22 protein-coding genes and 1 pseudogene are annotated in these 24,639 nt (G+C 64.2%); 16 read left to right on the top strand and 7 right to left on the bottom strand.

What is annotated here, in order from left to right:
- Nucleotides 1–2 precede the first annotated feature (2 nt).
- From QN084_RS14925 to QN084_RS14905, 5 genes are read right to left on the bottom strand one after another with little or no spacing between them, the layout of a single operon-like run.
- Entirely contained in the window at nt 3–1,259 is a 1,257-nt protein-coding gene (locus tag QN084_RS14925; protein ID WP_069694647.1) for a M20 family metallo-hydrolase, read from the bottom strand.
- 7 nt (nt 1,260–1,266) lie between these two features.
- The gene (locus QN084_RS14920; RefSeq protein WP_069694646.1) at nt 1,267–2,991 is read right to left on the bottom strand and encodes an amidohydrolase; all 1,725 of its coding nucleotides are present in this window, start codon (nt 2,989–2,991) and stop codon (nt 1,267–1,269) included.
- Between the two features lie 9 nt (nt 2,992–3,000).
- Nucleotides 3,001–4,398, bottom strand: coding sequence for a gamma-aminobutyraldehyde dehydrogenase (locus QN084_RS14915; protein WP_069694645.1), 1,398 nt, complete (start codon nt 4,396–4,398; stop codon nt 3,001–3,003).
- 13 nt (nt 4,399–4,411) lie between these two features.
- Entirely contained in the window at nt 4,412–6,034 is a 1,623-nt protein-coding gene (locus tag QN084_RS14910) for a thiamine pyrophosphate-dependent enzyme (RefSeq protein WP_021471591.1), read from the bottom strand.
- Complete coding sequence (locus tag QN084_RS14905) at nt 6,031–7,362, bottom strand: MFS transporter (RefSeq protein WP_069694644.1); 1,332 nt, start codon at nt 7,360–7,362, stop codon at nt 6,031–6,033. The genes QN084_RS14910 and QN084_RS14905 overlap by 4 nt, the downstream gene beginning before the upstream one ends.
- Before the next feature lie 135 nt (nt 7,363–7,497).
- Here QN084_RS14905 and QN084_RS14900 point away from each other — a divergent pair, with 135 nt between their 5' ends.
- From QN084_RS14900 to tgt, 8 genes are all read left to right on the top strand, one after another.
- Complete coding sequence (locus QN084_RS14900; RefSeq protein ID WP_021471593.1) at nt 7,498–8,679, top strand: PucR family transcriptional regulator; 1,182 nt, start codon at nt 7,498–7,500, stop codon at nt 8,677–8,679.
- Nucleotides 8,680–8,814: 135 nt separating this feature from the next.
- A complete protein-coding gene (locus QN084_RS14895) occupies nt 8,815–10,197 on the top strand; it encodes an MFS transporter (protein WP_021471594.1) in 1,383 nt (460 codons plus the stop codon).
- A complete protein-coding gene (locus tag QN084_RS14890; protein ID WP_082694480.1) occupies nt 10,194–10,622 on the top strand; it encodes a RidA family protein in 429 nt (142 codons plus the stop codon). Before QN084_RS14895 ends, QN084_RS14890 begins: the two co-directional genes overlap by 4 nt.
- Nucleotides 10,619–11,239, top strand: coding sequence for an RraA family protein (locus QN084_RS14885; RefSeq protein ID WP_021471596.1), 621 nt, complete (start codon nt 10,619–10,621; stop codon nt 11,237–11,239). Before QN084_RS14890 ends, QN084_RS14885 begins: the two co-directional genes overlap by 4 nt.
- A 72-nt stretch (nt 11,240–11,311) precedes the next feature.
- Nucleotides 11,312–11,851: an NUDIX hydrolase family protein gene (locus QN084_RS14880; protein ID WP_021471597.1), complete on the top strand. Its 540-nt coding sequence runs from the start codon at nt 11,312–11,314 to the stop codon at nt 11,849–11,851.
- Between the two features lie 73 nt (nt 11,852–11,924).
- Complete coding sequence (locus QN084_RS14875; protein ID WP_031216262.1) at nt 11,925–12,974, top strand: DUF6707 family protein; 1,050 nt, start codon at nt 11,925–11,927, stop codon at nt 12,972–12,974.
- Between the two features lie 71 nt (nt 12,975–13,045).
- Nucleotides 13,046–13,753 carry an SRPBCC family protein gene (locus QN084_RS14870; RefSeq protein ID WP_031216263.1) on the top strand — a complete coding sequence of 236 codons (708 nt, stop codon included), beginning with the start codon at nt 13,046–13,048 and terminating at the stop codon, nt 13,751–13,753.
- A 144-nt stretch (nt 13,754–13,897) separates the two neighbouring features.
- Nucleotides 13,898–15,127 carry a tRNA guanosine(34) transglycosylase Tgt gene (tgt, locus tag QN084_RS14865; protein WP_031216264.1) on the top strand — a complete coding sequence of 410 codons (1,230 nt, stop codon included), beginning with the start codon at nt 13,898–13,900 and terminating at the stop codon, nt 15,125–15,127.
- A 100-nt stretch (nt 15,128–15,227) separates the two neighbouring features.
- Here tgt and QN084_RS14860 read toward each other — a convergent pair whose 3' ends face one another.
- Nucleotides 15,228–15,935 carry a queuosine precursor transporter gene (locus tag QN084_RS14860; RefSeq protein ID WP_062095128.1) on the bottom strand — a complete coding sequence of 236 codons (708 nt, stop codon included), beginning with the start codon at nt 15,933–15,935 and terminating at the stop codon, nt 15,228–15,230.
- Between the two features lie 301 nt (nt 15,936–16,236).
- Between QN084_RS14860 and QN084_RS14855 the strand changes: the two genes are divergently transcribed.
- From QN084_RS14855 to QN084_RS14845, 3 genes and pseudogenes are all read left to right on the top strand, one after another.
- Entirely contained in the window at nt 16,237–16,899 is a 663-nt protein-coding gene (locus QN084_RS14855; RefSeq protein ID WP_069694643.1) for a TetR/AcrR family transcriptional regulator, read from the top strand.
- A pseudogene (locus QN084_RS14850) lies at nt 16,896–17,794 on the top strand (TIGR01777 family oxidoreductase). Before QN084_RS14855 ends, QN084_RS14850 begins: the two are co-directional and overlap by 4 nt.
- On the top strand, nt 17,791–18,222 hold the full coding sequence (locus QN084_RS14845; protein WP_021471604.1) for a hypothetical protein: 432 nt from the start codon (nt 17,791–17,793) through the stop codon (nt 18,220–18,222). The pseudogene QN084_RS14850 and the gene QN084_RS14845 overlap by 4 nt, the downstream one beginning before the upstream one ends.
- Nucleotides 18,223–18,236: 14 nt before the next feature.
- Here QN084_RS14845 and QN084_RS14840 read toward each other — a convergent pair whose 3' ends face one another.
- Entirely contained in the window at nt 18,237–18,761 is a 525-nt protein-coding gene (locus QN084_RS14840; RefSeq protein WP_052474363.1) for a methyltransferase family protein, read from the bottom strand.
- Nucleotides 18,762–19,156: 395 nt separating this feature from the next.
- Between QN084_RS14840 and QN084_RS14835 the strand changes: the two genes are divergently transcribed.
- The 5 genes from QN084_RS14835 (at nt 19,157) to QN084_RS14815 (ending at nt 24,634) form a co-directional block, all read left to right on the top strand.
- Nucleotides 19,157–20,542 carry an MFS transporter gene (locus QN084_RS14835; RefSeq protein ID WP_069694642.1) on the top strand — a complete coding sequence of 462 codons (1,386 nt, stop codon included), beginning with the start codon at nt 19,157–19,159 and terminating at the stop codon, nt 20,540–20,542.
- 117 nt (nt 20,543–20,659) lie between these two features.
- Nucleotides 20,660–21,322: a response regulator transcription factor gene (locus QN084_RS14830; RefSeq protein WP_069694641.1), complete on the top strand. Its 663-nt coding sequence runs from the start codon at nt 20,660–20,662 to the stop codon at nt 21,320–21,322.
- Nucleotides 21,319–22,725 carry a sensor histidine kinase gene (locus QN084_RS14825; protein ID WP_021471608.1) on the top strand — a complete coding sequence of 469 codons (1,407 nt, stop codon included), beginning with the start codon at nt 21,319–21,321 and terminating at the stop codon, nt 22,723–22,725. The genes QN084_RS14830 and QN084_RS14825 overlap by 4 nt, the downstream gene beginning before the upstream one ends.
- Complete coding sequence (locus QN084_RS14820) at nt 22,718–23,758, top strand: TAXI family TRAP transporter solute-binding subunit (protein ID WP_069694640.1); 1,041 nt, start codon at nt 22,718–22,720, stop codon at nt 23,756–23,758. Before QN084_RS14825 ends, QN084_RS14820 begins: the two co-directional genes overlap by 8 nt.
- A 39-nt stretch (nt 23,759–23,797) precedes the next feature.
- Nucleotides 23,798–24,634 (top strand): hydroxymethylpyrimidine/phosphomethylpyrimidine kinase, encoded by an 837-nt coding sequence (locus QN084_RS14815; protein ID WP_170828562.1) that lies wholly within the window; start codon nt 23,798–23,800, stop codon nt 24,632–24,634.
- The last annotated feature ends 5 nt before the right edge of the window (nt 24,635–24,639 follow it).

Raw genomic sequence — 24,639 nt, 5'->3', positions numbered from 1 at the left:
AGCTACTCCTCCAGCGCCCCGTCGCAGAGCCTGCCGACCACCTCGGTGAGCATGGCCAGCCCGGCCACGATGTCCTCGTCCTTGGTGTACTCGTGTTCGTTATGGGAGATGCCGTCCACGCTGGGCACAAAAAGCATCACCGTGGGAACAAGATCTTTCATGTTGGTGGAATCGTGCCCGGCCAACGTCATGACTTCCTTGTTGGAGAGCCCCAGTTCGGCCGCGACCTTTGCTGCCAGCTCCACGCCTTCGGGCTGGTATGGCGTGACGGCCCAGGAGTGCGAATGGTGCTGCTCCACTGTGACGTTGGCTGCCCGTTCGATGTCCGCAATACGTGCGTGCAGCAGGGCGTCAGCCTCGGCCAGGACGCTTTCATCGGCACTGCGCAGGTCAAGGAGCAGGTTCACGCGGGAAGGCACCACCACCGGCGAATTCGGGTAGACGTTGAGCTGACCGACGGAGGTGTGCAGGACTCCGGGGAAACGGTCGGCCAGTTCGCGGGCCGCCACCACCAGCATGGAGGCTCCCAACAGGGCATCCTTGCGGTCCGCGATCACGGTGGAACCGGTGTGCGCCTGTTCACCGTGGACCACGAATTCGTACTTGTTGGCGGCCCAGTTGGAGCTCACCAAGCCGATGGTGATCCCTTCGCGTTCCATGCTTCGGCCCTGTTCGATGTGGATCTCGGCGCAGTAGGCGGCCTGCGGCCCCTCGAACGAACCGCGGCAGCCAATCGCGTCCAGGGCATCACGTACCGTGACCCCGGCGGCGTCCCGGGTGTTGAGCGCCTCCTCAAGATCGAGCTTGCCCGTGTAGACGGAGGAACCCATCATGGACGGCTTAAAGCGGCTGCCTTCCTCGTTGAACCAGTTCACGACGGCGAGGTTGAACCTGGGTGCCGGTGCGCCTGCCTTCCAGCGCTCCACCAGACGGAACGCGGCGTGGGCCGCAGCGAGGACACCGTAGGCGCCGTCGTAACGTCCCGCCGTCGGCTGTGAATCCATGTGCGAGCCGACCACCACGAACGGAGCACCCGGTACTGCCTCGTAGAGGCCCCACTGGTTGCCCGCGCGGTCGAACTTCACGGTGAAGCCGTGCTCCTCAAGGAGCCCGGTGAGCCAACGCCGCTGCTCGCCGTCCGGGATGGTGGCTGCCTGGCGGTCCACACCGCCGTTTTCGGTGGCACCGAATGCGCTCATGGTGTGGAAATCCTGCACGAAGGCGGTGTCCCGGGCAGTAAAGCTGGTTGTGGTGGTCATGTTTCCCCTATGAGCTGTGGCTTGCAGAGATGCGGGCCGCGACCAGGCTTTCCGTGGAAGGTCCCGTCTGGAAGTCGGTTGATTGGTACGTGAACCGGCCGCCGACGGCGGTGGCCAGGACACGGAGTTCACTGATGTCAGGTGCCTGCAATGGTGATCCGGAGAGGACGGTGAAGTCGGCGAGCTTGCCGGGTGTCAACGTTCCTTTGTCAGCCAGGGCACCGGTGGCTGCCGCGGCCCCGGAGGTGTACGCGGCCACGGCCTGGCGGGGCGTGAGCCGTTCGGCCGGATTACCGAAGACGACACCGGATTCGGTCATGCGGTCGACGAATGCCTGCATGCCGCGCAGGACGTTGCCGTCGGCGACGGGCCGGTCCGAACTTCCTGCAAGTGCCACTCCGGCCTCGAGGAAGCTTGACGCCCGGTAGGCCCAGTCCAGCCGCTCCGGGCCAAGGGATTCGGTCATCGCGTCTCCGAGGTCGCGGAAGAAACTCGATTGCGGAGTCACCGCGATGCCCGCCCCGGCCAATCGGGGCAGTTGCCCGGGCCGTGTCATGGACGCGTGCTCAATCCTGTTGGGAATACGCCTCGGGCCGTACGTTGCTTGGCAGTCGGTGATGATGTCCAGGGCCAGGTCAATGGCGCGGTCGCCGATTGCATGGGCAGCAATGGACCACCCCGCCGCGTAGGCAGCCTCGATGCGTTCGCGCAGCTGGTCGGGGTCGGCTTGGAAGTAGCCTTTGTTGCCGGTGTTGTCCTTGTGTCCGTGGCTGCAGAACTCGTGGCTGACCGCTGCGGTTTCGCCCAGGAGCGAGCCGTCCATGAATACCTTGGCGGGCCCCAGGGACAAGAAATCACCCCCGAATCCTGTGGCTATCCCCAGGTCCAGGCCGATGGGGGCCGCGGCAGGGCTGTCGGCAGCGTGGCCGTTCAAGCCGTGCAGGATATCCAGGACCGGCATCACCTGCGCACGGGCATGCAAACGTCCGTTGGACGCGGCGCGTTGGTAGGCAGCCAGCTCGGCAGGGCTGTGGCCGATCCAGCCGCCTCCCACGCCGGCTTCGGTGAAGCTCGTGATTCCCTCGGACGCGTAGTACTTGGTGGCCCGCTCCAGTGCAGCTTCGATGTCCTCCAGCGAATACGGCAGGATCAGCTGTTGGATGAGTTCCTGCGCCGTCTCCTGGACGACTCCCGTGGGACGTCCCGCTGCGTCACGGACTATTTCTCCGCCGTCGGGATCGGGGAACGACGGCGACTCGGCACCTGCCAGCCGCAGCGCGGCTGTGTTGACCACCGCCATGTGGCCTGACGTGTGGCGCATGAAGAAAGGGCGATTGCCGGTGATGCGGTCGAGTTCGTCGATGTCCGGGAAGGCGCCGTCCAGGTGGGCCTGATTGAAGCCGGTGGCGAAGAGCCACTGTTCGCGACCGGCTTCAACGCCACCTGAGACGGCACCCCGGAGGAGATCATAAAGCTCCGCCAGTGCCCGGGCGCCGGAGACGTCGAGCTCCGCCAAACCAAGGCCGAACCACGTGGTGTGGCAATGCGCATCAATGAAGCCGGGCGTGATCGTGGTGCCACCCAGGTCCAAGACCTGGGTTGCTTCGAGACCTGCCAGGTCTCCGTCGAAGCCCACGATCCGGCCCTGCCAGATTCCCATGGATTCCGCCGTGGGACGGTCCGGGTCCATGGTGACGATGTCTGCGTTCTGCAGCAGGAGATCGAGTTTCATGACGCGTCCCTAGCGGTGGGACGTAGTGACGGACTTGATGCGGGTGTAATCCTCAAGCCCGAAGACGGAGAGGTCCTTGCCCGTGCCGGAATGCTTGAACCCCCCGTGGGGCGTCTCTGCCGGGATCACCTGATGGCAGTTGATCCACACCGCTCCGAAGTCGAGTTCGTTGGAAACCCGCGTCACCACGCCGTGATTCTCGGACCATACGCTGGAGGCCAAGGCATATTTGGTGCCGTTGGCGAGCTCCAAGGCCTCCTCTTCGGTTCCGAAGGGCTGGACTGTGAGCACGGGTCCGAAGATCTCGTCGCAGACCACTTCATCGCTTTGGAAAACACCGTCAATGACCGTCGGTTCAAAGTAGTACCCGGTGCCGGTGCGCTTGCCGCCGGTCAGCACGGTGGCGTTGGCCGGGAGGCGGGTCATGAAACCCTCCACGCGCTCCAGCTGCGCGGCGCTGTTGAGCGGCCCCAGGTCCTCCCCCACACGCAGGGCGGAGGCAGCATCGGCAAGTGCCGTTGCGAACTCCGGGTGGATGTCCCGGTGGACCAGCACACGGGTAACGGCAGTGCAGTCCTGGCCTGCGTTGAAGAAGGCACCAAGGGCGATTTCGCGGGCGGTCCGCTGGATGTCGACGTCGGCAAACACCACTGCAGGGGCCTTGCCGCCGAGCTCCAGGTGAACGTCCTTGAGGGTTTTCGACGCCGCCGACATAACCTGGGCGCCGGCCCGGGTGGAACCGGTGATCGAGACCATTTCCGGGATTTCGTGGTCCACCATCGCTGCCCCGGCTTCGCGTCCGCCGCAGACCACGTTCACTACACCGGCGGGGTACACCTGTTGGGCCAGTTCAGCGAGAATCACGGTGGACCACGGGGTGGTGTCGGCTGGCTTGAGGACCAGTGTGTTGCCCGCTGCGAGCGCCGGGCCGATCTTCCAGATGGCCATCATGAACGGGTAGTTCCACGGAGTGATCTGGGCGACGACACCCAGCGGTTCCCTGCGGATGGTTGAGGAGGACCCTTCCACGTACTCGGTCTGCGCAGTTCCTGAAACCACGCGGCAAGCACCGGCGAAAAAGCGCAGCTGGTCTGCGCCGCGCAGGATTTCGAGCTCCTTGGTCAGCGCGGCCGGCTTGCCGGTGCAGGCGACCTCAGCTTCGAGCAGCCGGTCGACGTTGGCCTCGATGAGGTCGGCAAGCTGCAACAGCAGCGACTGGCGGGTTCCCGGCGTCGTGCGCTTGTAGTTCTTGAAGGCGGCGGCAGCAGCCTGGAAAGCGGAGTCGACCACTGCGGCGTCGCTGTCCGGGGCCGTGCCGATCTGCTCACCGGTGGTGGGATCGAAGAACGGCAGCGTCTGCCCGGCGCGTACGGATTCTCCGTTGATGATGTTCTGAAGCTGGATCACGGTGGGGCTCCGGTCAGTTGATGGAAGTCTTGGGCGAACGGGTCGCGGGGTCCTGCGGCAGGTGCAGCAAGGCTGGCAGGCCGGAGTCAACGGCGCGGCGGAACGCGGCTGCGAAGTCCTCCGTACGGTCCACCCGCTCCCCGTAGGCACCGTAGGAACGGGCCAGGGCTGCGAAGTCCGGGTTGGTCATATGTGTTCCGGAGGGCCTGTCCGGGTAGTGATTTTCCTGGTGTTCACGGATGGTGGCGAAGATGCCGTTGTCCACCACCAGCACTATGGGCGTTGCGCCGTAGCCCATGGCGGTGGCGAGTTCCTGGCCGTTCATCATGAAGCAACCGTCGCCGGCCACGGAGATGACCTGCCGGCCCGGGTAGGCGAGCGAAGCAGCCACGGCTGCCGGGATCCCCATGCCCATGGCACCGTTTCGCGGTGCTGCCAGGGAGTTTGCGGAGTTGTGCTCCAAGTAGCGGGCTGGCCAGATGGCGTGGTTGCCGGCGCCGAAGGTGATGACGGCGTCGTCGTCGAGCTCTTTCTTGAGCACTTCCATGGCGACGCCGAGGTCCACGCCGATTCCGCCGTCGGGCATTGGCGTCGAGAACGCGAGGTGGTCGGCGCGGGCGCTGGCGAACCAACCCTCTTCGCGCTCCGTGGTCACCTCGACGGCGGCAAGGGCGCCCGCGAACGACGTGACGTCGGCAATGATGTGCTGGTCCAAACGTCCAAAGTGGCCCAGGAGGTTGGCATCGGCGTTGACCACCACGGTGTGGGCCTCGAGTCCCCGCTTGTAACCGTCGGAAAGGACATCGCTGCGGACGCATCCGACGAAGACCAGAAGGTCGGCGTCGTCCAGGCGCTGGGCGTTGGCATCGCTTCGCCCGTATCCCAAGTAGCCGGCGTAGGCCTCGCTCCTGTGGGGGACGGCGTCGTAGGCACGGAAGTCAGCCACGACGGGGACGTTGTGGCGGCTGGCCCAGGCGGCAAGCTGACCACCGGACTCTTCCGTCCAGCCCTCGCCGCCGACGACGATCAACGGCTTGCGTGCGTTGCCCAGCTTCCGCTTCAAGCCTTCAAGATCCGCTGCGGCGGGTTCCGGACGGGCCACCGCTCGCGGTTCCACCGTGGTTTCCTCGACAACGTGGACCAGCACATCCTCGGGTAGGCCAATGACGACTGGCCCGGGACGGCCGCTGCGGGCGGTGAAGACGGCGTCATCCACCACCCGGGCGGCCGAGGCCGCGTCATCCAGGGTGAGAACCTTCTTGGCTGTGCTGCCGAACCAGGCGTTGATGTCGAACTCCTGAAAGGACTCGCGGCCGCGGTCAGCTACCGGGATCAGCCCCACGAACAGGATGAGCGGGGTGGCGTCCTGATAAGCAGTATGCACGGCGATGAAGGCATTGGCCGCGCCCGGGCCCCGGGTAACCATCGCGACGCCGGGAAGCTCGGTGAGCCGTCCTTCGGCGAGCGCCATGAATCCGGCGCCGCCCTCCTGGCGGGCAACCACGTTGGTGATGGGTGAGCTGTGGAGTCCGTCGAGGACATCCAGGAAGCTCTCACCGGGGACGGTGTAGACCCGCTGGATTCCGGTGCGCTCAAGCTGGCGGACGATCAGGTGTCCGGCGGTAGTGGTGCTCAATGCTTCATACCCTTTTCTGCGATGGAGAGCTTGGGGAGGAACAGCCCGGACAGCGCTGTCAGTGCGGAGATCACCAGGAGGATGATGGCACCGGGCCAGAAGGAACTGTTGGCCGCAACAAGGGCGGTGGCGATCAGCGGCACGAAGCCCGAGATCACGCCGGCGGTGTTGGAGGTGATGGCGACGCCGGTGTAGCGGACCTTGGTAGCGAAGAGCGCAGTCAGTGCGGTGCCGGAGACAGCGTAGGGAATGGACAGGACGGCGACGCCGATCATCATTGCGAGTACCACCAGGACTGGCACGCGGCTGTCGATGGCCAGGAAGACTGGTACTGCGATCAGGGCAGAAGCGACGCCGCCCCACAGGATGACCTTGCTGGCGCCGAACTTTTCACCCAGCCGGCCTGCCCAGACCAGGGCACCGATCTCCAGGGCGGCTGCCAGGAGCGTGCCCAGGAGCAGGAGTTCGGACGGCATCTTGAGGACCTTGGTGCCGTAGAAGACCACGAAGCTGGTGATGAGGTAGAAGCCGCCGATGCCCAGCAGGGCCGAGCACATGCCGACCAGGATCTGGCGCCAGCTGTTCTTCAGGACACCGCGGATGGGAGCGTGCTCCGTCTCGCCGGATTCCATGAGTGCTTCAAATTCGGGCGATTCGCTGAGGCGGCTGCGGATCCACAGCGAGATGGCGAGCAGCGGGATGGCGGCGACGAACGGGATGCGCCAACCCCAGGAATCAAAGTTCGTCTGGCCTACCAGGAACAGCATGCCGAAGAAGCCGCCGGAGGACAGGATAGTGCCGATCGGCGAACCGATCTGCGGCAGCGCTGCGTAGCGGGCGCGCTTTTCCACGGGTGCGTTCTCGACGGCGATGATCACCGCGCCGCTCCACTCGCCGCCGACTGCGAGGCCCTGGACGATGCGGAGGGCTACCAGAAGGATGGGAGCCGCGATGCCGATGCTCATGTAATTGGGAAGCAAGCCAATGAGTCCGGTGACGATGCCGATCCCGACGATCGTGACCATGAGGATCTTCTTCCGCCCCACTTTGTCGCCGAGGGCGCCGAAGATGAAGCCACCGACCGGGCGGGCCACGAACCCTACTGCGAGGGTTGCGAAGGAGCCCATGGCCGCAACGAACGGGTCCTGCGAGACGAAGAACTGCGCGTTGAACACCAGAGCCGCTGCCGTGGTGAAAAGGAAGAAGTCGTACCATTCCAGCGCCGTGCCCACAAGGGCAGCCAGGGCCACCTTCTTGGTGACGCGTTCGTCAACGACGTGTCCTGCCGCGGGATTGGTGTCAGTGTCTGGGCTGACCGTGCTTGCCATAAGTGCTCCAAGGTGCGAGAACGAGGGCCGGGCATCTGGACAGCCCGAACATTTTGTGACTCACTCCATACTGCCAGTAGCTTTTCCCAAAATAACTAGCGATACACCACGCATTGATGCCCCTAGAATGTGTGAATGCACAATGTTGAATCGCCGGCCCAACAGGCACGCTGGTCCCGGCTGGTTGATCAGCTCGAAGAACGGCTTGATGAACTGGCGCAGGCTTTCACCACCAAGGTCCGGGACATCCCGGAGTACGGCGAAAGCCAGGTCACTGTCCAGGAGATCCGGGACACGGCCAGGGAAACCTTCCGGCGCCTGATCCGGGGCTTGAAAGGAACACATCCGGACAGCCGGGACGGCCTCCTCGAATTCGCCTCGGACTTGGGTGCCAAGCGCGCCCAGGCAGGTATTCCCCCGGAATCCCTGACCACGGCCGTGCGCTTGGACTTCAGCATCCTCTGGGCCGAACTGCTGGAAATCGCAACACCGGAGGACGCCATATTGCTAGCATCCCGTGTAGACAAGGTGTGGGGTGTCGTGGACGAATTCGCCACCCGCACGCACACCAGTTACCTCACCGAACGGGTCCGCATGGCCCAGGAGGAATCGAGTATCCAGCGCGAGTTCGTTGCCCGGCTCTTCAACCAAAGCACGCCGTCCGTGGAAACCTCCGCCCAGGTCGCTTCAGCTCTGGGCATCAACGCCGACTCACGCTTTGCACTGGTGGCTGCCAGCGGAGAGCCTGGCGCACGGCTGCGGACCGCCATATCCCGATTCACGTCGAACACCACCGCCAGGCAGAAGCTCTTCCTCCACGAATCAGGCGGAAACACCTATGCGTTCTGGGCGCTGCCGGCTACCCGCACCCGCAGCGCTGACAGCGAGGACCAACTGCCCCCACCGCTGGCAGACCTCCCCTGCGGCTACGTCCCTGAGGTCCTCGGGCTTCGGGCCCTTCCGGCAGCGGCCCGCACTGCCGAAAGCCTGGCCGCACTGCTAAGGCCCCGAGATACGCGGCCGCTTTCCGCCGACTCGGCATGGCCCCGCCTCGCCCGCCAGGCCCTCCAGGATTCCGGCATGGACCTCGCCGCCGAGATCGAAGAAGCCCTGGCTGAATGCAGGGGCGGCGAGCGGGAACGCCTGCTCGAAACCGTCCGCCATTATTTGAGCACCGGCAACATCACCGTCACGTCGGAGCAGTTGTTCTGTCACCGGAACACCATCCTTAACCGTCTCAACCGGTTCGAGGAACTGACGGGCATAGACCTTGCCGTACCGGCCAAGTCGGCCCGCCTGATAGTTGCGTGGGCATGACGCCCGATGTGTGTTCACACATTTTCGCCGGATTTTTGCTGGGATTTTTGCCATTGAACGTGTGATCGGCAACACAGAATAGTTGTAGCTACCTTGCACCGGACACTCGTCCCCGCACCCCATCCGGAGATTCTGATGGCCCACACGGTAGATACCGCCGCCGCATCCACAGCCAGGCTAGACCTCGCCAAAATGCGCAAGATTGCCCTCGCCAGCGTTATTGGCACCACCGTCGAATGGTACGACCTCTTTGTTTTTGGAACCGCCTCGGCACTCGTTTTCAACAAGATCTTCTTCCCCAGCTTCGATCCGATCGTCGGCACCATGCTGGCCTTCGGAACCTTCGCCTCCGCATACATTGCCCGCATGGTCGGAGCCATAGTCTTCGGCCACTTCGGTGACCGCCTCGGCCGCAAGTCCATGCTCCTCGTGTCGCTGCTCACCATGGGCGCCGCAACCTTCGCCATCGGTCTGCTTCCTGACTACGCAGCGATCGGCATCATGGCACCGCTATTGCTGCTCCTGCTCCGCGTGATCCAAGGCCTTGCCTTGGGCGGCGAGTGGGGTGGAGCCGTGCTCATGACCGTGGAACATGCACCGTCCACCCGCCGGGGCTTCTACGGTTCCCTGGTCCAGGTAGGCGTGCCCGCCGGAACCCTGATCGCCAACGTCGCGTTCCTCATCGTGGCCTCCTCCATGAGCAGCGAGGACCTCCTCGCCTGGGGCTGGCGGATACCGTTCCTGGCCTCCTGCCTCCTGGTGGCCGTCGGCATCTACATCCGCCTCAACATCGAGGAAACGCCCTCCTTCCAGGCCGTCAAGACCGCCGGGGCAAAGGCCAAGATGCCCTTCGCCGCCCTCATGGCCAAGTACTGGAAGCAGGTTGTCCTGGGCGGCGTCGCTACCCTGTCCACCGGCAGCACCTTCACCCTCCTGGTAGCCTCCGGCGTGGCCTACGGCAAGAAGGAACTGGGCCATTCGGAAAGCCTCATGCTGTGGGTGGTCCTGTCTGCGTGCGCCCTCTGCTTCGTGCTGATCCCGTTCTTCGGCAAGCTCTCCGACAAGCACGGCCGCAAGCCCATCATCTACGCCGGCGTCATTGCCGAGGCAACGCTCGCGTTCCCGATGTTCTGGCTCATGGACACCAAGTCCGTGGCCCTGCTCTTTGTCGCCTACCTGGCCATGATGACTGCCTTCGCGGCCAACTACGGCCCCATCGCGACCTTCCTTGCCGAACTGTTCGGATCCAAGGTCCGGTACTCCGGCCTCTCGGTGGCCTACATGCTCTCCGGTCTCCTGGGCAGCGCGGCAACCCCGTTCATCACCACGTGGCTCCTGGGCCTGACCGGTGAAAGTTCCTCAATCGCCTGGTACATCCTCGCAGCAGCCCTCGCCTCCCTGGCAGCACTGTTCGTCCTGACGGAAACCCGCCACGGCAACATCGATGCCGTGGACGAGGCACCCGCCGCGGCCGGTGCCGCAACTGCAGGTTCCACGGAAGCCACGGCAGCGAAGTGACCGCAACCCACATCGAGCGCCTGGCCGGTATCCCCGGCCAGGCGCCCGCCGTCGGGCCCTTCTCCCCGGCGGTCATTGCCAACGGTTTCATCTTCACCTCCGGCCAGATCCCCGCGATTACCGGCCTCAACCACCAACCGGACACCTTCGAGGGCCAGGTCCGGCAGACCATCAAAAACCTCGCCGGGGTGCTGGAGGCAGCCGGATCCGGCTTGGAGCACGTGGTCAAGGTCAACACCTACCTCACCAGCCCTGAGCAACTGGAAGAGTACAACCGCGTTTACGTCGAGTACTTCGGCACGGCCAAGCCCGCCCGGACCACGGTGTGCGTCAGTCTTTGGGGCGTGTCACTGGAGATTGAATGCGTGGCAGTGCTCGCGCCCAAGACCGGCCCTGAAATACCCGCCAAGGAGGGTTCCCTGTGATCACCACTTTGCTTGAGGACCTCGCCAGGACCAGCTACCCCACGATCGGCCATTTCCTCGAGGAGGGGTTCGTTGATCCCGGCATCGGCTCGCTCATGGGGCACGTCCCGGGCGGCGTCAAAATCGCAGGGCCGGCCGTTACCGTGCGCATCGCAGACCGAGACGCAATCGCGATGAATCGGGCGCTCCTGGCACTCCGGCCCGGTGACGTACTGGTGGTGGACATGCTCGGCGACAACCGTCACGCGCCTGTAGGAGCCGTGACCGCGGCGGCGGCGATCGCCCAAGGTGCTGCCGCCGTCGTTGTTGATGGCGTGGCGACCGACGTCCGGGAACTCCGCGAGGCCGGGCTGCCGGTGTTTGCCCGCGGGACGTCGTGCCTCACCACCAAAAGGCTGCGCGGAGCGGGGTCGGCGGTCAACGTTCCCGTCCACTGTGGAGGCGTGCAGGTGAATCCGGGCAACATCGTCCTGGGTGATGACAATGGCCTGATAGTGCTCGCACCCGAAGCTGCTCAGGAAGTCCTCCCCCGGGCGCTGGCCTCCGACGAGGCCGAGCCCGCCATCCTGGCACGCATCGCGGCCGGGGAACCGCTCGAATCGATCCTTGCCCTGTAGCATCCGCGGACGCGGCAGGCCACCTGCTGCGCCACAAGCGAACTTGGTCCGGGGATGGGGTAGAACTTAACTATGAGCGTACGTACACCTGATCCGTATCCCGGCTGGCTTTCCGACGAAGACCTCTTCGAGGCCCGCGGGCGGCTGCCCATGGTTTACGTGGAAGCTGTTCCCGTCCGGCTGGATCCGCTCGGGTACGTCAATGAGGTCGGCTCACTCCTGCAGGGCGACGCCGACGGCAACATGGTGCGCTACCTCGTCTCCGGTCGCGTCCTGTACCGAGAAACCATCCGGGCAGCCCTCCTGCGGCACATGGAAAAGGACCTCGGTCCCCTGGCTTTCCCGCAGCTTCCCATCAGCCCGGTTCCTTTCACGGTGGCCGAATACTTCCCGGCTCCCTCGCAGACCGGCTTCACGGACGAACGCCAACACGCCGTCTCGCTGGTCTTCGTCATTCCCGTCACGGGCGAATGCGAACCGCGCCAGGATGCCCTCGAACTCACGTGGATGACCCCGCAGGACGTCCTCAGCGACGGTGTCCAGCAGGAGTTCGAAGGTGGCCGCGGGAACCTCGTGCGGCAGGCACTGGCATACTCGGGCATCGTCGTCTAGCGGGTCCCCCGGCTTGGAGCGGTCCCCTTTTGTAGACTGGACGGCGGACCGCAAGAGAACCAAAGGACTTCCGATGACTCACAGCCCAGCTACTCAGCAATACCGCGAAAAGCAGGCTGGGGACCTGCAGCCCGGAGACTTTGTGTACCTGCCCGGAGACGGGCCGGCCGAGGAAATCACTTCCGTCGACGTCCAGAATGACGATTACGGCGTCCCGGCGTTGGTGCTGGTGACAACGCACGACGGCGGCAGCGTACGCATCGCTGCCAGGTCCAGTGTTCCTGTCGGTGACGGAGTTCCAGCCGGTGCCGGCTCCAGCCTTCCGGATGCGGGCGCCGCCGATGCCGGCGCCGCCGATGCGGGCACTTCCGACTCCGGTGTCCAAGACTCCAGCGCCCCGGACTCCAGCAGCCCGGCGGCTCCCGACGCTCCGGCCCCTGCTGAACCCGCCGTCGTCGTACCTCCCCGCCCGGAAGCGCCGCCGGCGTACATCGGGCCCAGCGCCGAAGAGATGGCGTTGATTCCCGAGCCGGCGGGCACGCCCGAGTCCGTGGTGCTGGCTGCTGCGTCCAACCACAAGGGCAAGAACGGCGTGCAGGTGCTGGCCGATCGCCTCGCCAAGGGCATCAACACCAAGTCCGGCAGTTGCCTGCGGGACCTGAGCGACCTGGCCTTCAACCTTTGCGTGGTGCTCAAGGATCCGGACGGTTCGCTTGCCGTCGCCGACCTCCTGAATGTCCTGCCGTTCGACGGCAACCTGGACCGCTGGGCGTCAATTGAACGTGCGCTCGCGCTTTCCAGCTTCATCTGCCGCGAGTCGGGCCAGACTGAACGGGCCGCGGTGTACGAGAAACTCCTCCGCGCGCCGGAATCGCAGGAAGAAGACCCGTTCAGGGCCCGGATCAACGCCCGTGTGCGGCAGCGCGCCCTCAACGAACCCAACCTCTACGACAAAGAAATCTTCCGCGCGATCGACAATGGAAACCAGGAAGCCGAACGTGAATGGCGGTTCCTGCGGCTCGAAGCGTTGCTGTTCCTGCGCGCCCACGGCGGCTCCGAGACCATCGACGAGGACGAACTGGGACGCCGGATCGGCAATGAACTCGAGGCAGTCCGGGCCTGATCCCCGGCCGGGCTCCGCACCATGGCGTCAAGGTCTGTTGCGGGCGCCTAAACGGCGGTAAATTCGGGGCCATGACGAACAATCTGAGCGTTGTGATTAATGCTGATGCGCCGCAGGTTTGGAATATGCTGCGCGAACCGTCGCTGGTGGCCCAATGGCACGGCTGGGAAGCCGATGACCTGAATGACGAAATCAAACAGATCTACTTCAACACCGACGTCGTGGAGGGTCCGGACCACACCAGCCTGACCGTCAACGGCGGCGATGTCTTCGAACTGCATCCCGTGTCCGGGGGCACCGAGCTCAAGGTCACCCGGGCGGCCCTGGACCATAACTCCGAGTGGGCGGAATGGGACGAGGACATCACCCAAGGCTGGCTCACGTTCATCAACCAGCTGCGTTTCGCCTTGGAGCGCCACCCGCATGGCAAGCGGCGAACCCACTTCCTGTCGGTCTCCGGGAGTGGATCGGCCATAGAAAAGCTGGGGCTGGGCGACCTGCCACCCGTGGGCGACGAGTACTCGCTGACGCTGGGCACCGGTGAGGCTATTTCCGGGAAGGTCTGGTTCAAGAGCCGCCACCAAGTAGGCGTCACGGTCCGCAGCTACGCTGAACACGGGGACGGGCTGCTGATCGTTGCCGAGCAACTGCCCATACCGGAGAAGAGGCCCGACGGCGGAGCGATCGTCATTGCCTCAACGTACGATCTGGGGGCCCACACCTTGGCGGACATCCGGTCCTCGTGGGACAAGTGGAAAGAGTCGAACTACGGTTCCTGACGGCCGCCACGTCAAGTTACCTTCGGTAAAGCTGGCACACTTGGTAGCGTGCCAGCTTCTGTTTCCCAGTCCTCCCCGCTTCCTACCGCCGCGCCTCGTTCCAACGGGGCGCTTCCGGCGGAGCAAACCGAATTCGGCTTCACGGTGGGCCGCCGCCTGACGGAAACGTCGTCGCCGTCGTCCTCCCTTGTAGAAGCAAACGGAGGCGAATTCCTGGGCCGGACCGGCACCATCACCACGCCGCACGGGACCATCCAGACGCCCGCATTCATCGCCGTCGGGACCAAAGCGACCGTCAAGGCCGTCCTGCCCGAGTCAATCGCCGAACTTGGCGCGCAAGCCGTGCTGGCCAACGCTTACCACCTTTACCTGCAACCCGGGCCTGAAATCCTCGATGCCGCGGGTGGTCTGGGTGCGTTCATGAACTGGCAAGGCCCCACGTTCACCGACTCCGGCGGTTTCCAAGTGATGAGCCTGGGCTCCGGGTTCAAGAAGGTGATCGACATGAAGAATGTTGACACCTCAGGCCCTGACGACGCTGTTGCTCCCGGGAAGGAGCGCCTGGCGCACATCGATGACGACGGCGTCTGGTTCAAGTCGCACCTCAACGGGGACAAACACCGGTTCTCCCCCGAGATCTCCATGCAGGTCCAGCACCAGATCGGCGCGGACATCATGTTCGCCTTCGACGAGCTCACCACCCTGCAGAACTCCCGCGGCTACCAGGAAGAATCCTTGGAACGCACCCGGTTGTGGGCGCTGCGGTGCCTGGAGGAGCACTTTGCCTTGACGGCCTCGCGGGTGGGCAAGCCGTACCAGGCGCTGTTCGGCGTGATCCAGGGCGCGCAGTACGAGGACCTGCGGCGCAAAGCCTGCCGCGACCTTGGCGCCATGCCCTTCGATGGATACGGAATCGGCGGAGCGCTGGAGAAGGAAAACCTCGGGACGATCGTCCGCTGGTGCAACGAGGAGCTTCCGGAGGACAAGCCCCGGCATCTCCTAGGCATCTCCGAACCCGATGACATCTTCACCGCCATCGAGAACGGTGCCGACACCTTCGACTGCGTCTCCCCCACGCGCGTTGCCCGGAACTCCGCGTTCTACACGCCGTTCGGCCGCTTCAACCTCTCCGGAGCCAAGTACAAGAAGGACTTCGGTCCATTGCAGGACGGCTGCGACTGCTACACCTGCACCAACTACTCCCGCGCGTACATCCACCACCTGTTCAAGGCCAAGGAAATGGTGTCGGCCACGCTGATCTCCATCCACAACGAGCGCTTCGTGGTGAAGATGGTGGACGACGCGCGCTTGGCCATCGAATCCGGGGACTTCTTCGAGTTCAAGGCCGAGACGTTGGGGCGGTACTACTCCTAGCTGGCTGCGACTTCTCCGGTTCGCGAGTTCGCCGGAGCCCTGCTCGCTCGTGCGGAACGTCGCTGGTCTACCGCAGGCTTCCGGCGAACTCGACGAGGGCCTAGGCGGCGACTTCTCCGTAGCTCGGTTCACGCTTCTTGATCCAGCCCACTACCAGGACGGTGACGGGCACGAACAGGAACTCGACGGCGGTCTTGTACAGGAAGCCGACCAGGACGTAGTTCACGAACGAGCCGACGTCGGAGATGCCGATGACGGACGCGGCGATGCTGCAGAAGATCAGCGTGTCCACGAATTCGCCCACCACCGACGAACCCATGAGCCGGGCCCACAGGCTCTTCTCACCCGTGCGTTCCTTCATCTTCACGAGGATCCACGAGTTGATGGTTTGTCCGGCCAGGAACGCAAGCAAGGAGGCGAGGACGATCTGCGGGACGGGTCCCAACGCGCCTTCGATGGCGGCTTGCTTGGCCACACCGTAATCGTCGTCGAAGCCCGGAAGAATGATGATCACCCAGTAGCAGAGCGATGCAAACACCGATAACGCGAACGAGGTGATGATCGCCTTCCGGGCAACTTTGAAGCCGTAGACCTCGCTCATGACGTCGCCCAGAATGTACGCGAGCGGGAAGAGGAAGAATCCGCCGTCGGTGATGATCGGCCCGAGCACCACACCCTTGGAAGCGCCGATGTTGGACAGGATCAACACCACCGCCATGACGGCCAGCATGATGCCGAAATAGGGAGATCCGATCGAAGCGAAACGGGGCGCGGGCTTGCTCAAGGTACTGCCGGAAGGCGAGGGCATGGGTCATCCATTCGTAGTGGTTCGCGCAGGCGCCTCATCCTTTTCGGAGAGCGCCCCGCTGTATTAGCACTGTGGGTGGCGGGCACGTTTGGCCCGGCACCACGTTACATTCTCCCATCCCCGTCCCTCTGCCACATCCCACCCCCAATCGGCCATCCTTCTCTCACATCCCACCCCCTCCCAACCATCCCTCTGCCACATCCCACCCTCAATCGGCCATCCCTCTGCCACCTCACCTTTTTGAACGCGTTCAGAAAGGTGCCATACTGATTCTTGAACACGTTCAAACAGGAGGGGCCCGATGGCAATTAAGAGCGCGCAAACCCGCCAACTCGTAGCCGACGTCGCATTGAAGATGTTCCGGGAGATCGGCTTCGAGAAAACCACCATGCGCGCCATTGCCCAAGAAGCGGGAGTTTCCGTCGGCAACGCTTACTACTACTTCGCGTCCAAAGACGAGCTCGTTCAGGAGTTGTACATCCAAGTCCAGAATGAGCACGCATCGGCCGCGGCACAGGCACTCGAAGGCATCCCGGATCTCGCAGGCCGCATGAAAGCCGTTCTGCACGCTGGCATCGACGTCATGTCCCCTTACCACCAGTTCGGTTCCGACTTCATTGCCACAGCCATCCGGCCGACGTCGCCCGTCAACCCGTTTGGCGCGGCATCCGCTCCCGCCCGGGAGGCGTCGCTCGCGATCTTCCGTTCCGCCGTCGAAGGTTCCACTCCGGCCGTCGCTAAGAAGCTAGGCGGCGATCTTCCCGAGCTGCTGTGGCTGGCGTACATGGGCGTCGCGTTGTTTTGGGTATACGACCAATCCACGGATCAACGCCGCACGCGCCGGCTGATTGACGGCGCCGCGCCACTGATGGCCCGTGGTCTGTCGCTTGCGAAGATTCCCGGCGTCAGCAAAGTGTTCGACGACGTCCTGGGACTGGTTCGCAGCGTCAAGGAAGACTCATGAACCCGCGGACGGTGGTCATCGCCGGAGCCACTGGCTTTATCGGCAGCTACTTCCATCGGCGGTTTCTTGAAGAGGGTTGGAAGGTCCGAACAGTCGGGCGGAACGCGTCGGCTGACGCGCAGTGGAACGACGACGGCGCCATCACCAGTACGCTGAACGGCGCCGCACTGTTGGTGAACCTTGCCGGACGTTCCGTGAACTGCCGCTACGGGAGGCGGAATCGCCGGGAAATTATGGATTCGCGCGTGTTGACGACTCGAACGTTGGGCCGCGCCTTGGCTGCCTGCGCCGAGCCACCGAGCACCTGGATCAACTCAAGTACCGGGACCATTTACCGGCATGCCGACGATCACCCACAGTCGGAGGCTTCCGGCGAACTCGGCAGCGGGTTCTCTGTCAACGTTGCCAAGGCTTGGGAAGACGAGTTGGAGGCCGCCACTGCACGGCGCACGCGCAAGGTGCCTCTTCGGATCGCGATCGTACTGGGCGCAGGGGGCGTGATGAACCCCCTCCGGAACCTGGCCAGGTTTGGCTTGGGTGGGCACATGGGACCGGGGACGCAGAAGTTCAGTTGGATCCACGTGGAGGACTTGTTCCGTTCGGTCATGTTCATTCACGCCAAACCCGGGCTTGTTGGTGCAGTCAATGCGGCGTCGCCCAATCCGGTAGACAATCGCGAACTCATGGGGCTGGTCCGGGTGAGCCTGGACGTCCCCTTCGGCATTCCGACGCCCGCTTGGCTCCTTGAAGTTGGGGCAGTTCTCATCCGCACCCAGACCGAGCTGGTCCTGAAGAGCCGATGGGTAGAGCCACGGAAGCTACTCGATGCGGTTTCGTGTTTGAGTATCCGTCATTGGCCGGAGCTCTCAGCGCTCTTCGGAGAAGTGACAATTGAGTACGCATGGCGATGACCAGTACAACCGCACAACACCGCATCCTCCCCAGCTCCCCAACCCGCGGGTCAGGGTGACCTTGGGAGGGAAGGGGCTGGGTATGGGTGTCTTGGTTGCCTATGTAGCCTTTAGTACCCTGTTGTCCCTGCAAGCCCCTGAATATGCGCTGATTTTCTTCATCTATGCCGCCATCCCCGCAGCACTCATCGGATCCGTAGTCGGATGGCTGTTAGGACTGGTTCTAAGGCAAGTGCGGAACCAATGGCTCCACGTGGCCGCGTTCTTCGTGGTTGGCACCCTGATCTGCGCACCCTTTGGTGGGCTTTCCAGTTTGGGTACGGTCCTCTTTAGCCTGTCCATCGCAACCGCCGCGGCGATCGGCAGGTTGTCGGCCTGGAGGCTGGTCAAGATCTGCCCACCCACCGCATAACGGCGGCTATGGGGCTAACTCCGCTCACCGCCGTCGGGCGTCCGCGCAGGGAACCCGACGTAACGCGGGACGTTGCCCATGTACTGGCTATACGCCGGACCAAACTCCTTCTGGAGGGCCTTCTCTTCCCACAACGCGCCGAAGTGTTCCACGGCCATGCCCGCGGGCAGGGTTGCAGCCGCCCAGCGCGAGCCCTTGTACACCGCAACCCCTGCGTGGATTAACCACCAGCCCAGGTACATCGGATGCCGGCTCGCGGAGTACGGACCGCTGGTCACCAACGCTTCCGGACGGCCCAAGGCAAAGCTTCCGGTGGTGTGCCGCCGTCGTTCCGCCACCGCCCAAACGGTAATTCCGACGCCGGTCAGCACCAACAGCGTCCCGGCGCTCCTGCGGGCGCGTCGGGCGGACAACGTGGGCAAGGGGTGTATCCGTTGTAGGACCGCGTCCAAGACCAACCCGAGCACCTGCCCGGGTGGCAAAGGGATGCCGGCCGCTTCCCGTTTCACCGCGCCGGCCAGCCGTGCGAGTGGGCTCATGTCCAGAACCATAAACCCGCGAAGGGTGAGGCGCTATGGGAAGTGATAGAGGAACGCGGGAATCCCGGCGGGAGGTGATAGAGCAACGCGGGAAACCCGGCGGGAGGTGATAGAGCAACGCGGGAAACCCGACGGGAAGTGATAGAGGAACGGTGGGGGCGCGGAACCGGGGTTTTCCTCTCGGAATCCTAAGGAAGTGTTAGGAAATCCCCTCCGACGTTGGCTGTGCCGTGCATCACCCATAGCTTGGAACATGTCCTCTTCACCCCCAAGAGGACCTTTCTTAGTCGACGAAGAGCCATGTGCAAGGAAGCCATGAGCACGAGCTTCATGGACAGAACGAACTCATGCAAGACACGACTGCCATGTGCGCAGCCGTCCAGGAAGGTTCATTGATGAGCACCCAACAAGCCGCGCCTCTGAGCGAGGCGGCACAGACACGCAAGGCCGTGAGCAACATCCTCAAGGGCTCTGCGGGCAACCTCGTGGAGTGGTTCGACCTCTACGTGTACACCGTTTTTGCCGCGTACTTCCAGTCGCACTTCTTCAACTCCAAGGACGAACTGCAGGCTGGCCTTGAAGCGATGGCGGTCTTCTCGACGTCGTTCCTCATGCGTCCGATCGGCAGCTGGTTCTTCGGCCGCTACGCGGACCGTAAGGGCCGGAAGGCTGCCCTGACGCTGAGCGTGACCCTGATGTCCGCGGGTTCGTTCGCCATTGCGATCCTGCCTACCCAGGACGTCATCGGCCTGTGGGCCATGATCCTCTTGGTCTTCGTCCGCGTGGTCCAAGGCTTCTCCGTCGGCGGCGAGTACGGGACCAGCGCCACGTACATGTCCGAGGCAGCAACGGCCAAGCGTCGCGGCTTCTTCTCCAGCTTCCAGTACGTCACGCTCATCGGCGGCCAGATGCTGGCCCTCCTGGTCCTCGTGATCCTGCAGAACACCATGAGCAAGGAAGACCTGACCGAGTGGGGCTGGCGCATTCCGTTCGCAATCGGCGGCGTTGCTGCACTGGTTGTCCTGTGGCTCCGCCGCTCCATGGAAGAGACCGTCTCCGCCGACCAGATCCGTGCAGCGCACGTCAAGGTTGAGGGCGAGGCCCAGCCGGGCAGCATGAAGCTCCTGTTCACCAAGCACTGGAAGCCGCTGCTGATCTGCATCGGCATCACCCTCGGCGGCACGGTGGCGTTCTATACCTACACCAACTTCATCCTGAAGTTCATGAACGATACCTCCGGCATCGCAAAGACCGACACCTCCGTCATCAACTTCTGGGCACTGTTCATCTTCATGTTGCTGCAGCCCGTCTACGGCATGTTGTCGGACAAGATCGGCCGCAGGCCGCTGCTGATCTGGTTCGGCGTCACCGGTGTCCTGTTCACTTGGCCGCTGCTCTCCACCCTGGCCGGAACCAAGGATCCGTTCGTCGCCTTCCTGCTCATGATGGGCGGCCTCTTGATGGTTGGCGGCTACACGTCCATCAATGCGCTGGTGAAGGCTGAACTCTTCCCGGCATCCATCCGTGCGCTGGGCGTGGGTCTTGGCTACGCGATCGCCAACTCGCTGTTCGGCGGTACGGTCCCGCTGATCGGCGCTGCCCTGCAGAAAGCCGGCCAGGTGGACATGTTCTTCACCTACGTCACGGCGGCCATCTTCATCTCGCTGTTGGTGTACGTCTTCGCCCTCAAGAACAAGAAGGCTACGCACCTCGATACTGAGCAGGGACATGCTTGGGGAAACCGCAAAGACGACGACAAGAAGGACCTCGTCAACGTCTAACACCCCCTCTGAGGCCCGTTCTGCGCCCTTCGCTGAGTGCGAAGGCCGCAGGGCGGGCCTCGCAACGTTAAGCTCAAGTAGCGGAAAACACCCGCCGGGCTACCAGAAGGATCAACAGTGCACGTGCTCATCGTCGAGGACGACGACGCCATGGCGTCGGCACTGGGGGCTGCCGTGACGTCGGCGGGCCACAAACCAACCAGGGTGTCCCGCGGTGAAGATGCACTCCTGGACCACCGCAACCACGAGGTCATCCTCCTGGATCTGGGCCTCCCGGACCTGGACGGGTTGGAAGTGCTCAGGAAGCTCCGCCAAGTCACGCACATCCCCATCCTGATCCTCACGGCGCGCGATGATGAACGCAGCGTGGTCCTGGGCCTGCGCTCGGGTGCGGACGATTACCTGGTCAAGCCGGTCAAGCTGGTGGAGCTGCTCGCCCGGATCGAGGCCGTAACGCGAAGGGCCCGCCGCTCCGGCCAAAGCACGCCCCATGAGGTCACCGTGGGACCGTTGACCGTAGACCTCGACCGCCGCCTCGCCGCCGTCGACGACAGGGAACTCAACCTCACCGCCACCGAATTCGACCTCCTCAGCCTCTTGGTCCGCAACGCCGGCTCCGTGGTGACCCGTGAGCAGATCCTGGATGCCCTGTGGGGCGACGCCTTCGTGGCGCACTCCCGCTCCTTGGATGTCCACCTGACCGGCCTGAGGTCCAAGCTGCAACTGCCCGGGTTCATCATCAACGTGCGGGGCGTCGGGTATCGCGTGGAGCAGGGATGAAGGTCCGCGTCCTCGGGATCCTCAGTGTCATCGCCGTGCTCATTGTTGTCACGGTTTCCAGCGTCATCCTTACGTCAGCCGCGCGGGAACTGACCCAGGACGTGCAGATCAACCGGGTATCGGCCCTGAACCGTTTTGCCCAGCTCGCCAACGATGCCTCCGCTGATGGCGACACCACCCAGCTCCAGCGCGAAATGGACCGGTACACCGAACTCTATGGCGAAGGCATCCTGATCCGCCTCCAGCAGCAAACCCTGGCCTCCGGCGGTCTGAGCGAGCAAAGACGGGACGTTCAGGATGCCTTGGCCCGGGCCAGCCTCAACCTCAGCGACACCACCATCGGCACGGTCCGGCCCTTCGAATCCGGGACGGAGGTCATCTCGCGCTCTTTTGGAACGGCCAGCCAGGTGCTCGGAGAAGCCGTCCTGGAAGTCAACCTCGACGCGGCCCGGGCGAAACTGCGCGAACGGTGGGTCGTCGTCGGGCTCGCGGCCCTGGTGATGGGTGCGGTGCTGCTGCTGGTCGCTGCCCGCCTCACCGGCTGGGTTTTGCGGCCGGTGCACCGCTTGAGTGAAGCGGTACACCAACTCGAAACCACGGGCAAGACCAGCAAGCTTCCCGAGGCAGGTCCGCCCGAGCTGCGGGAACTGAGCCGATCGTTCTCCGCCATGGCCAACACTGTCAGCGAAAGCATGGAGTCGCAGCGACAGCTCATCGCGGACACCTCGCACCAGCTGCGCAACCCGGTGGGCGCCCTGCGGCTCAGAATCGACCTGCTGCAGCTTGAACTGCAAAACAGCCCGGCGAAGGCGGCGGCGGCCGGCGTGGTGGACGAACTGGAGCGCGTTGAGGAAATGCTCGACGGCGTGCTGAAGCTGGCGACCGCGGAGCATCGCGCCGTGGCCGGGGCTGCTGCAGCGCAGTCGTCCGAGCATCGGCGGCAAAGCGTCATTGACCCTTTCCCGGTACTCCAAGGCGAGGTGGAAAGGGCGGGCCCCGCGGCACGGTTGGCCGGCTCCACCATTACCTTGGAAGACCACAGCGGGCCCGCGTTGGAGCTCCGGTGCGACCCCGAGGAACTGGCCCAGATGGTGGGTGAGTTGCTGGCCAACGCCATCAAGTACTCCCCCGGTGGTCACATCGCAGTGGCGGCCGAAGCTACTCGGGACGGCCTGGCGATCGAGGTCTCCGACGACGGCCCGGGACTGTACGCTGATCAGCGTCTGGCATCCACCTCGCGGTTTTGGCGCGCGCCTCAACACAGCGGAATTCCCGGCAACGGCCTGGGCCTCACCATCGTGGAACGGCTGGCCGAGGCCAACGGAGGCAAGCTGGTGTTGCGGGAGCGTGTCCCGCACGGGCTGATAGGACGCCTGGAGTTCGGCGGTGGCGCGAATGGCTAGGCCTTTGTCCCGCCGTACCGTGCTCACGTCCGGGCTGATCCTGGGAAGTGCAGGGCTGCTGATGTCCTCCGCTGCCTGCACGCCGGAGCCGAAACCGGAGAAGCTGACGGTGGCTGGTGGCGAATCGGGCGGTTTCTACTTGGAGTTCGCCACCTTGCTCGCAGGTCTGCTGCAACGCGAGGGCGTGGCGGAAACGGCAGAGCCTCTGGTCACTGGCGGAAGTCTCGAGAACATCCGGCGGGTCATGTCCGGCGAGGCGACCTTCGCCGTCGCGCTTGCCGACACGGCGGCGCTTCCGGCCCCGGGCCCGGCAGCGCCCGGCCCAAGCCCTGCCGCCACGGGCGCAACCCCGGCCGCTGCGGGCGCAACCCTGGCCGCTGCGGGCACAACCCCGGCCGGTACAAGCCTGGTGGCGCTTGGCAAGGTGTACGAGAACTATGTTCATTGCATAGTCCGTGCGGACAGCGGCATCGGGACCTTCGCCGATCTGGCCGGAAAAGTGGTGGGGGTGGGCGAAGCGGGGTCCGGCACTTCCCTGACGGCTCCCCGGATCATCGCTTCCGCCGTGCTTGAACCCGCGCCGCAACAGGTCAATCTGGGCCTCAACCAAGGGCTGTCCGCGCTCCGGGGTGGGTCCATCGACGCCCTCTTCTGGTCCGGCGGGGTCCCCACCGCGGCCATCGCAGCAACAGCCTCGGTGCTGGGAGTCCGGCTCCTGGACCTCTCACGGCATATCCCTGCCCTGCGCACAGAACATGGTGATTACTACGACCGCGTGCTCATACCGGCGGGTACCTACGGCGACGCCCCCGCGATCTGGACGGTGGGCGTAGCCAACCTGCTGTTGTGCCGCAGCGATCTCCCCGATTCCCTGGTCCGTCGTACGGTGCGCCTTTTGGTGGAACGGGCGCAGGACCTTATTCCCACATCAAGCACGGGCGTGCAGTTCCTCAGCCCGGAGACGCTCATCAACACAGCCGGGGTTCCTCTGCACCCGGCCGCGGCGGCTGCGTACAGGTCCCTCCACGGCTAGGAAATCGCACACCATCAGGAAGCTGGCAAAATGGAAACCATGACTTCTGCCGCTGTCCCTGCCATTGCATTGACCATCGCCGGCTCGGAAGCGACCGGCGGCGCCGGTGCGCAAGCCGACCTCAAGACGTTCCAGGAACTCGGAGTTTTTGGCATCGTCAACCTGACGTGCATCGTTTCGTTCGACCCCAAGGACAACTGGAACCACCGTTTTGTCCCGGTGGACCAGCAAGTGATTGCGGACCAGTTGGAAGCCACGACGGCGGCCTACGGTTCCGCTTCCGGCGCACCTTCGGTGTTGGACACCGTGAAGATCGGCATGTTGGGAAGCCCGGCAACCATCAGCACCGTGGAGAAGGCGCTGTCAGAGGGCGCATTCAGCAACATCGTCCTGGACCCGGTCCTGATCTTCAAAGGCCAGGAGCCCGGACACGCGCTGGACACGGACCAGGCCTTGAAGGCGCAGATCCTCCCGCTGGCCACGTTTGTCACGCCGAACCACTTCGAGGCTGAGTCCCTCTCCGGCCTCACCATCACCGACGAAGAGTCCCTCAAGGCCGCCGCCATCCGCATCCATGAGCTCAGCGGCGCCGCCGTGCTCGCCAAAGGCGGGGTGCGGCTGGAAGGTGCTGACGCCGTCGACGTTTTCTACGACGGCCGGACGCTGGAAGTCCTGCGTGCACCGAAGGTGGGCGAGGTCGCGGTGTCCGGTGCGGGCTGTTCGCTGGCCGCCGCCGTGACGGCGGAGCTGGCCAAGGGCGCGTCGCCGCTCGAGGCGGCCCGTACAGCCAAGGCGTTCGTGACCGAGGGAATCCGCAACCGCGTAGCGTCCGGGGCGCCGTTTGATGCCTTGTGGCAGGGCGGTGCGCTGAGCTAGCGCTG

It is taken from the genome of Paenarthrobacter sp. R1, from assembly GCF_030264015.1.
GTDB classification, from domain to species: Bacteria; Actinomycetota; Actinomycetes; order Actinomycetales; family Micrococcaceae; genus Arthrobacter; species Arthrobacter ureafaciens.
The sequence above is the reverse complement of the archived record's forward strand: the minus strand, read 5'-3'. Positions and strand labels throughout refer to the sequence as shown.

Excerpts from the sequence above, each read along its gene's own strand:
- QN084_RS14855 (WP_069694643.1), top strand. The coding sequence starts at position 16,237 with ATGGCAATTAAGAGCGCGCAAACCCGCCAACTCGTAGCCGACGTCGCA.
- QN084_RS14905 (WP_069694644.1), bottom strand. The coding sequence starts at position 7,362 with ATGGCAAGCACGGTCAGCCCAGACACTGACACCAATCCCGCGGCAGGA.
- QN084_RS14840 (WP_052474363.1), bottom strand. The coding sequence starts at position 18,761 with ATGAGCCCACTCGCACGGCTGGCCGGCGCGGTGAAACGGGAAGCGGCC.
- QN084_RS14870 (WP_031216263.1), top strand. The coding sequence starts at position 13,046 with ATGACGAACAATCTGAGCGTTGTGATTAATGCTGATGCGCCGCAGGTT.
- QN084_RS14815 (WP_170828562.1), top strand. The coding sequence starts at position 23,798 with ATGACTTCTGCCGCTGTCCCTGCCATTGCATTGACCATCGCCGGCTCG.
- QN084_RS14920 (WP_069694646.1), bottom strand. The coding sequence starts at position 2,991 with ATGAAACTCGATCTCCTGCTGCAGAACGCAGACATCGTCACCATGGAC.
- QN084_RS14880 (WP_021471597.1), top strand. The coding sequence starts at position 11,312 with ATGAGCGTACGTACACCTGATCCGTATCCCGGCTGGCTTTCCGACGAA.
- QN084_RS14875 (WP_031216262.1), top strand. The coding sequence starts at position 11,925 with ATGACTCACAGCCCAGCTACTCAGCAATACCGCGAAAAGCAGGCTGGG.
- QN084_RS14825 (WP_021471608.1), top strand. The coding sequence starts at position 21,319 with ATGAAGGTCCGCGTCCTCGGGATCCTCAGTGTCATCGCCGTGCTCATT.
- QN084_RS14895 (WP_021471594.1), top strand. The coding sequence starts at position 8,815 with ATGGCCCACACGGTAGATACCGCCGCCGCATCCACAGCCAGGCTAGAC.
- QN084_RS14860 (WP_062095128.1), bottom strand. The coding sequence starts at position 15,935 with ATGCCCTCGCCTTCCGGCAGTACCTTGAGCAAGCCCGCGCCCCGTTTC.
- QN084_RS14835 (WP_069694642.1), top strand. The coding sequence starts at position 19,157 with ATGAGCACCCAACAAGCCGCGCCTCTGAGCGAGGCGGCACAGACACGC.
- QN084_RS14820 (WP_069694640.1), top strand. The coding sequence starts at position 22,718 with ATGGCTAGGCCTTTGTCCCGCCGTACCGTGCTCACGTCCGGGCTGATC.
- QN084_RS14900 (WP_021471593.1), top strand. The coding sequence starts at position 7,498 with ATGCACAATGTTGAATCGCCGGCCCAACAGGCACGCTGGTCCCGGCTG.
- QN084_RS14925 (WP_069694647.1), bottom strand. The coding sequence starts at position 1,259 with ATGACCACCACAACCAGCTTTACTGCCCGGGACACCGCCTTCGTGCAG.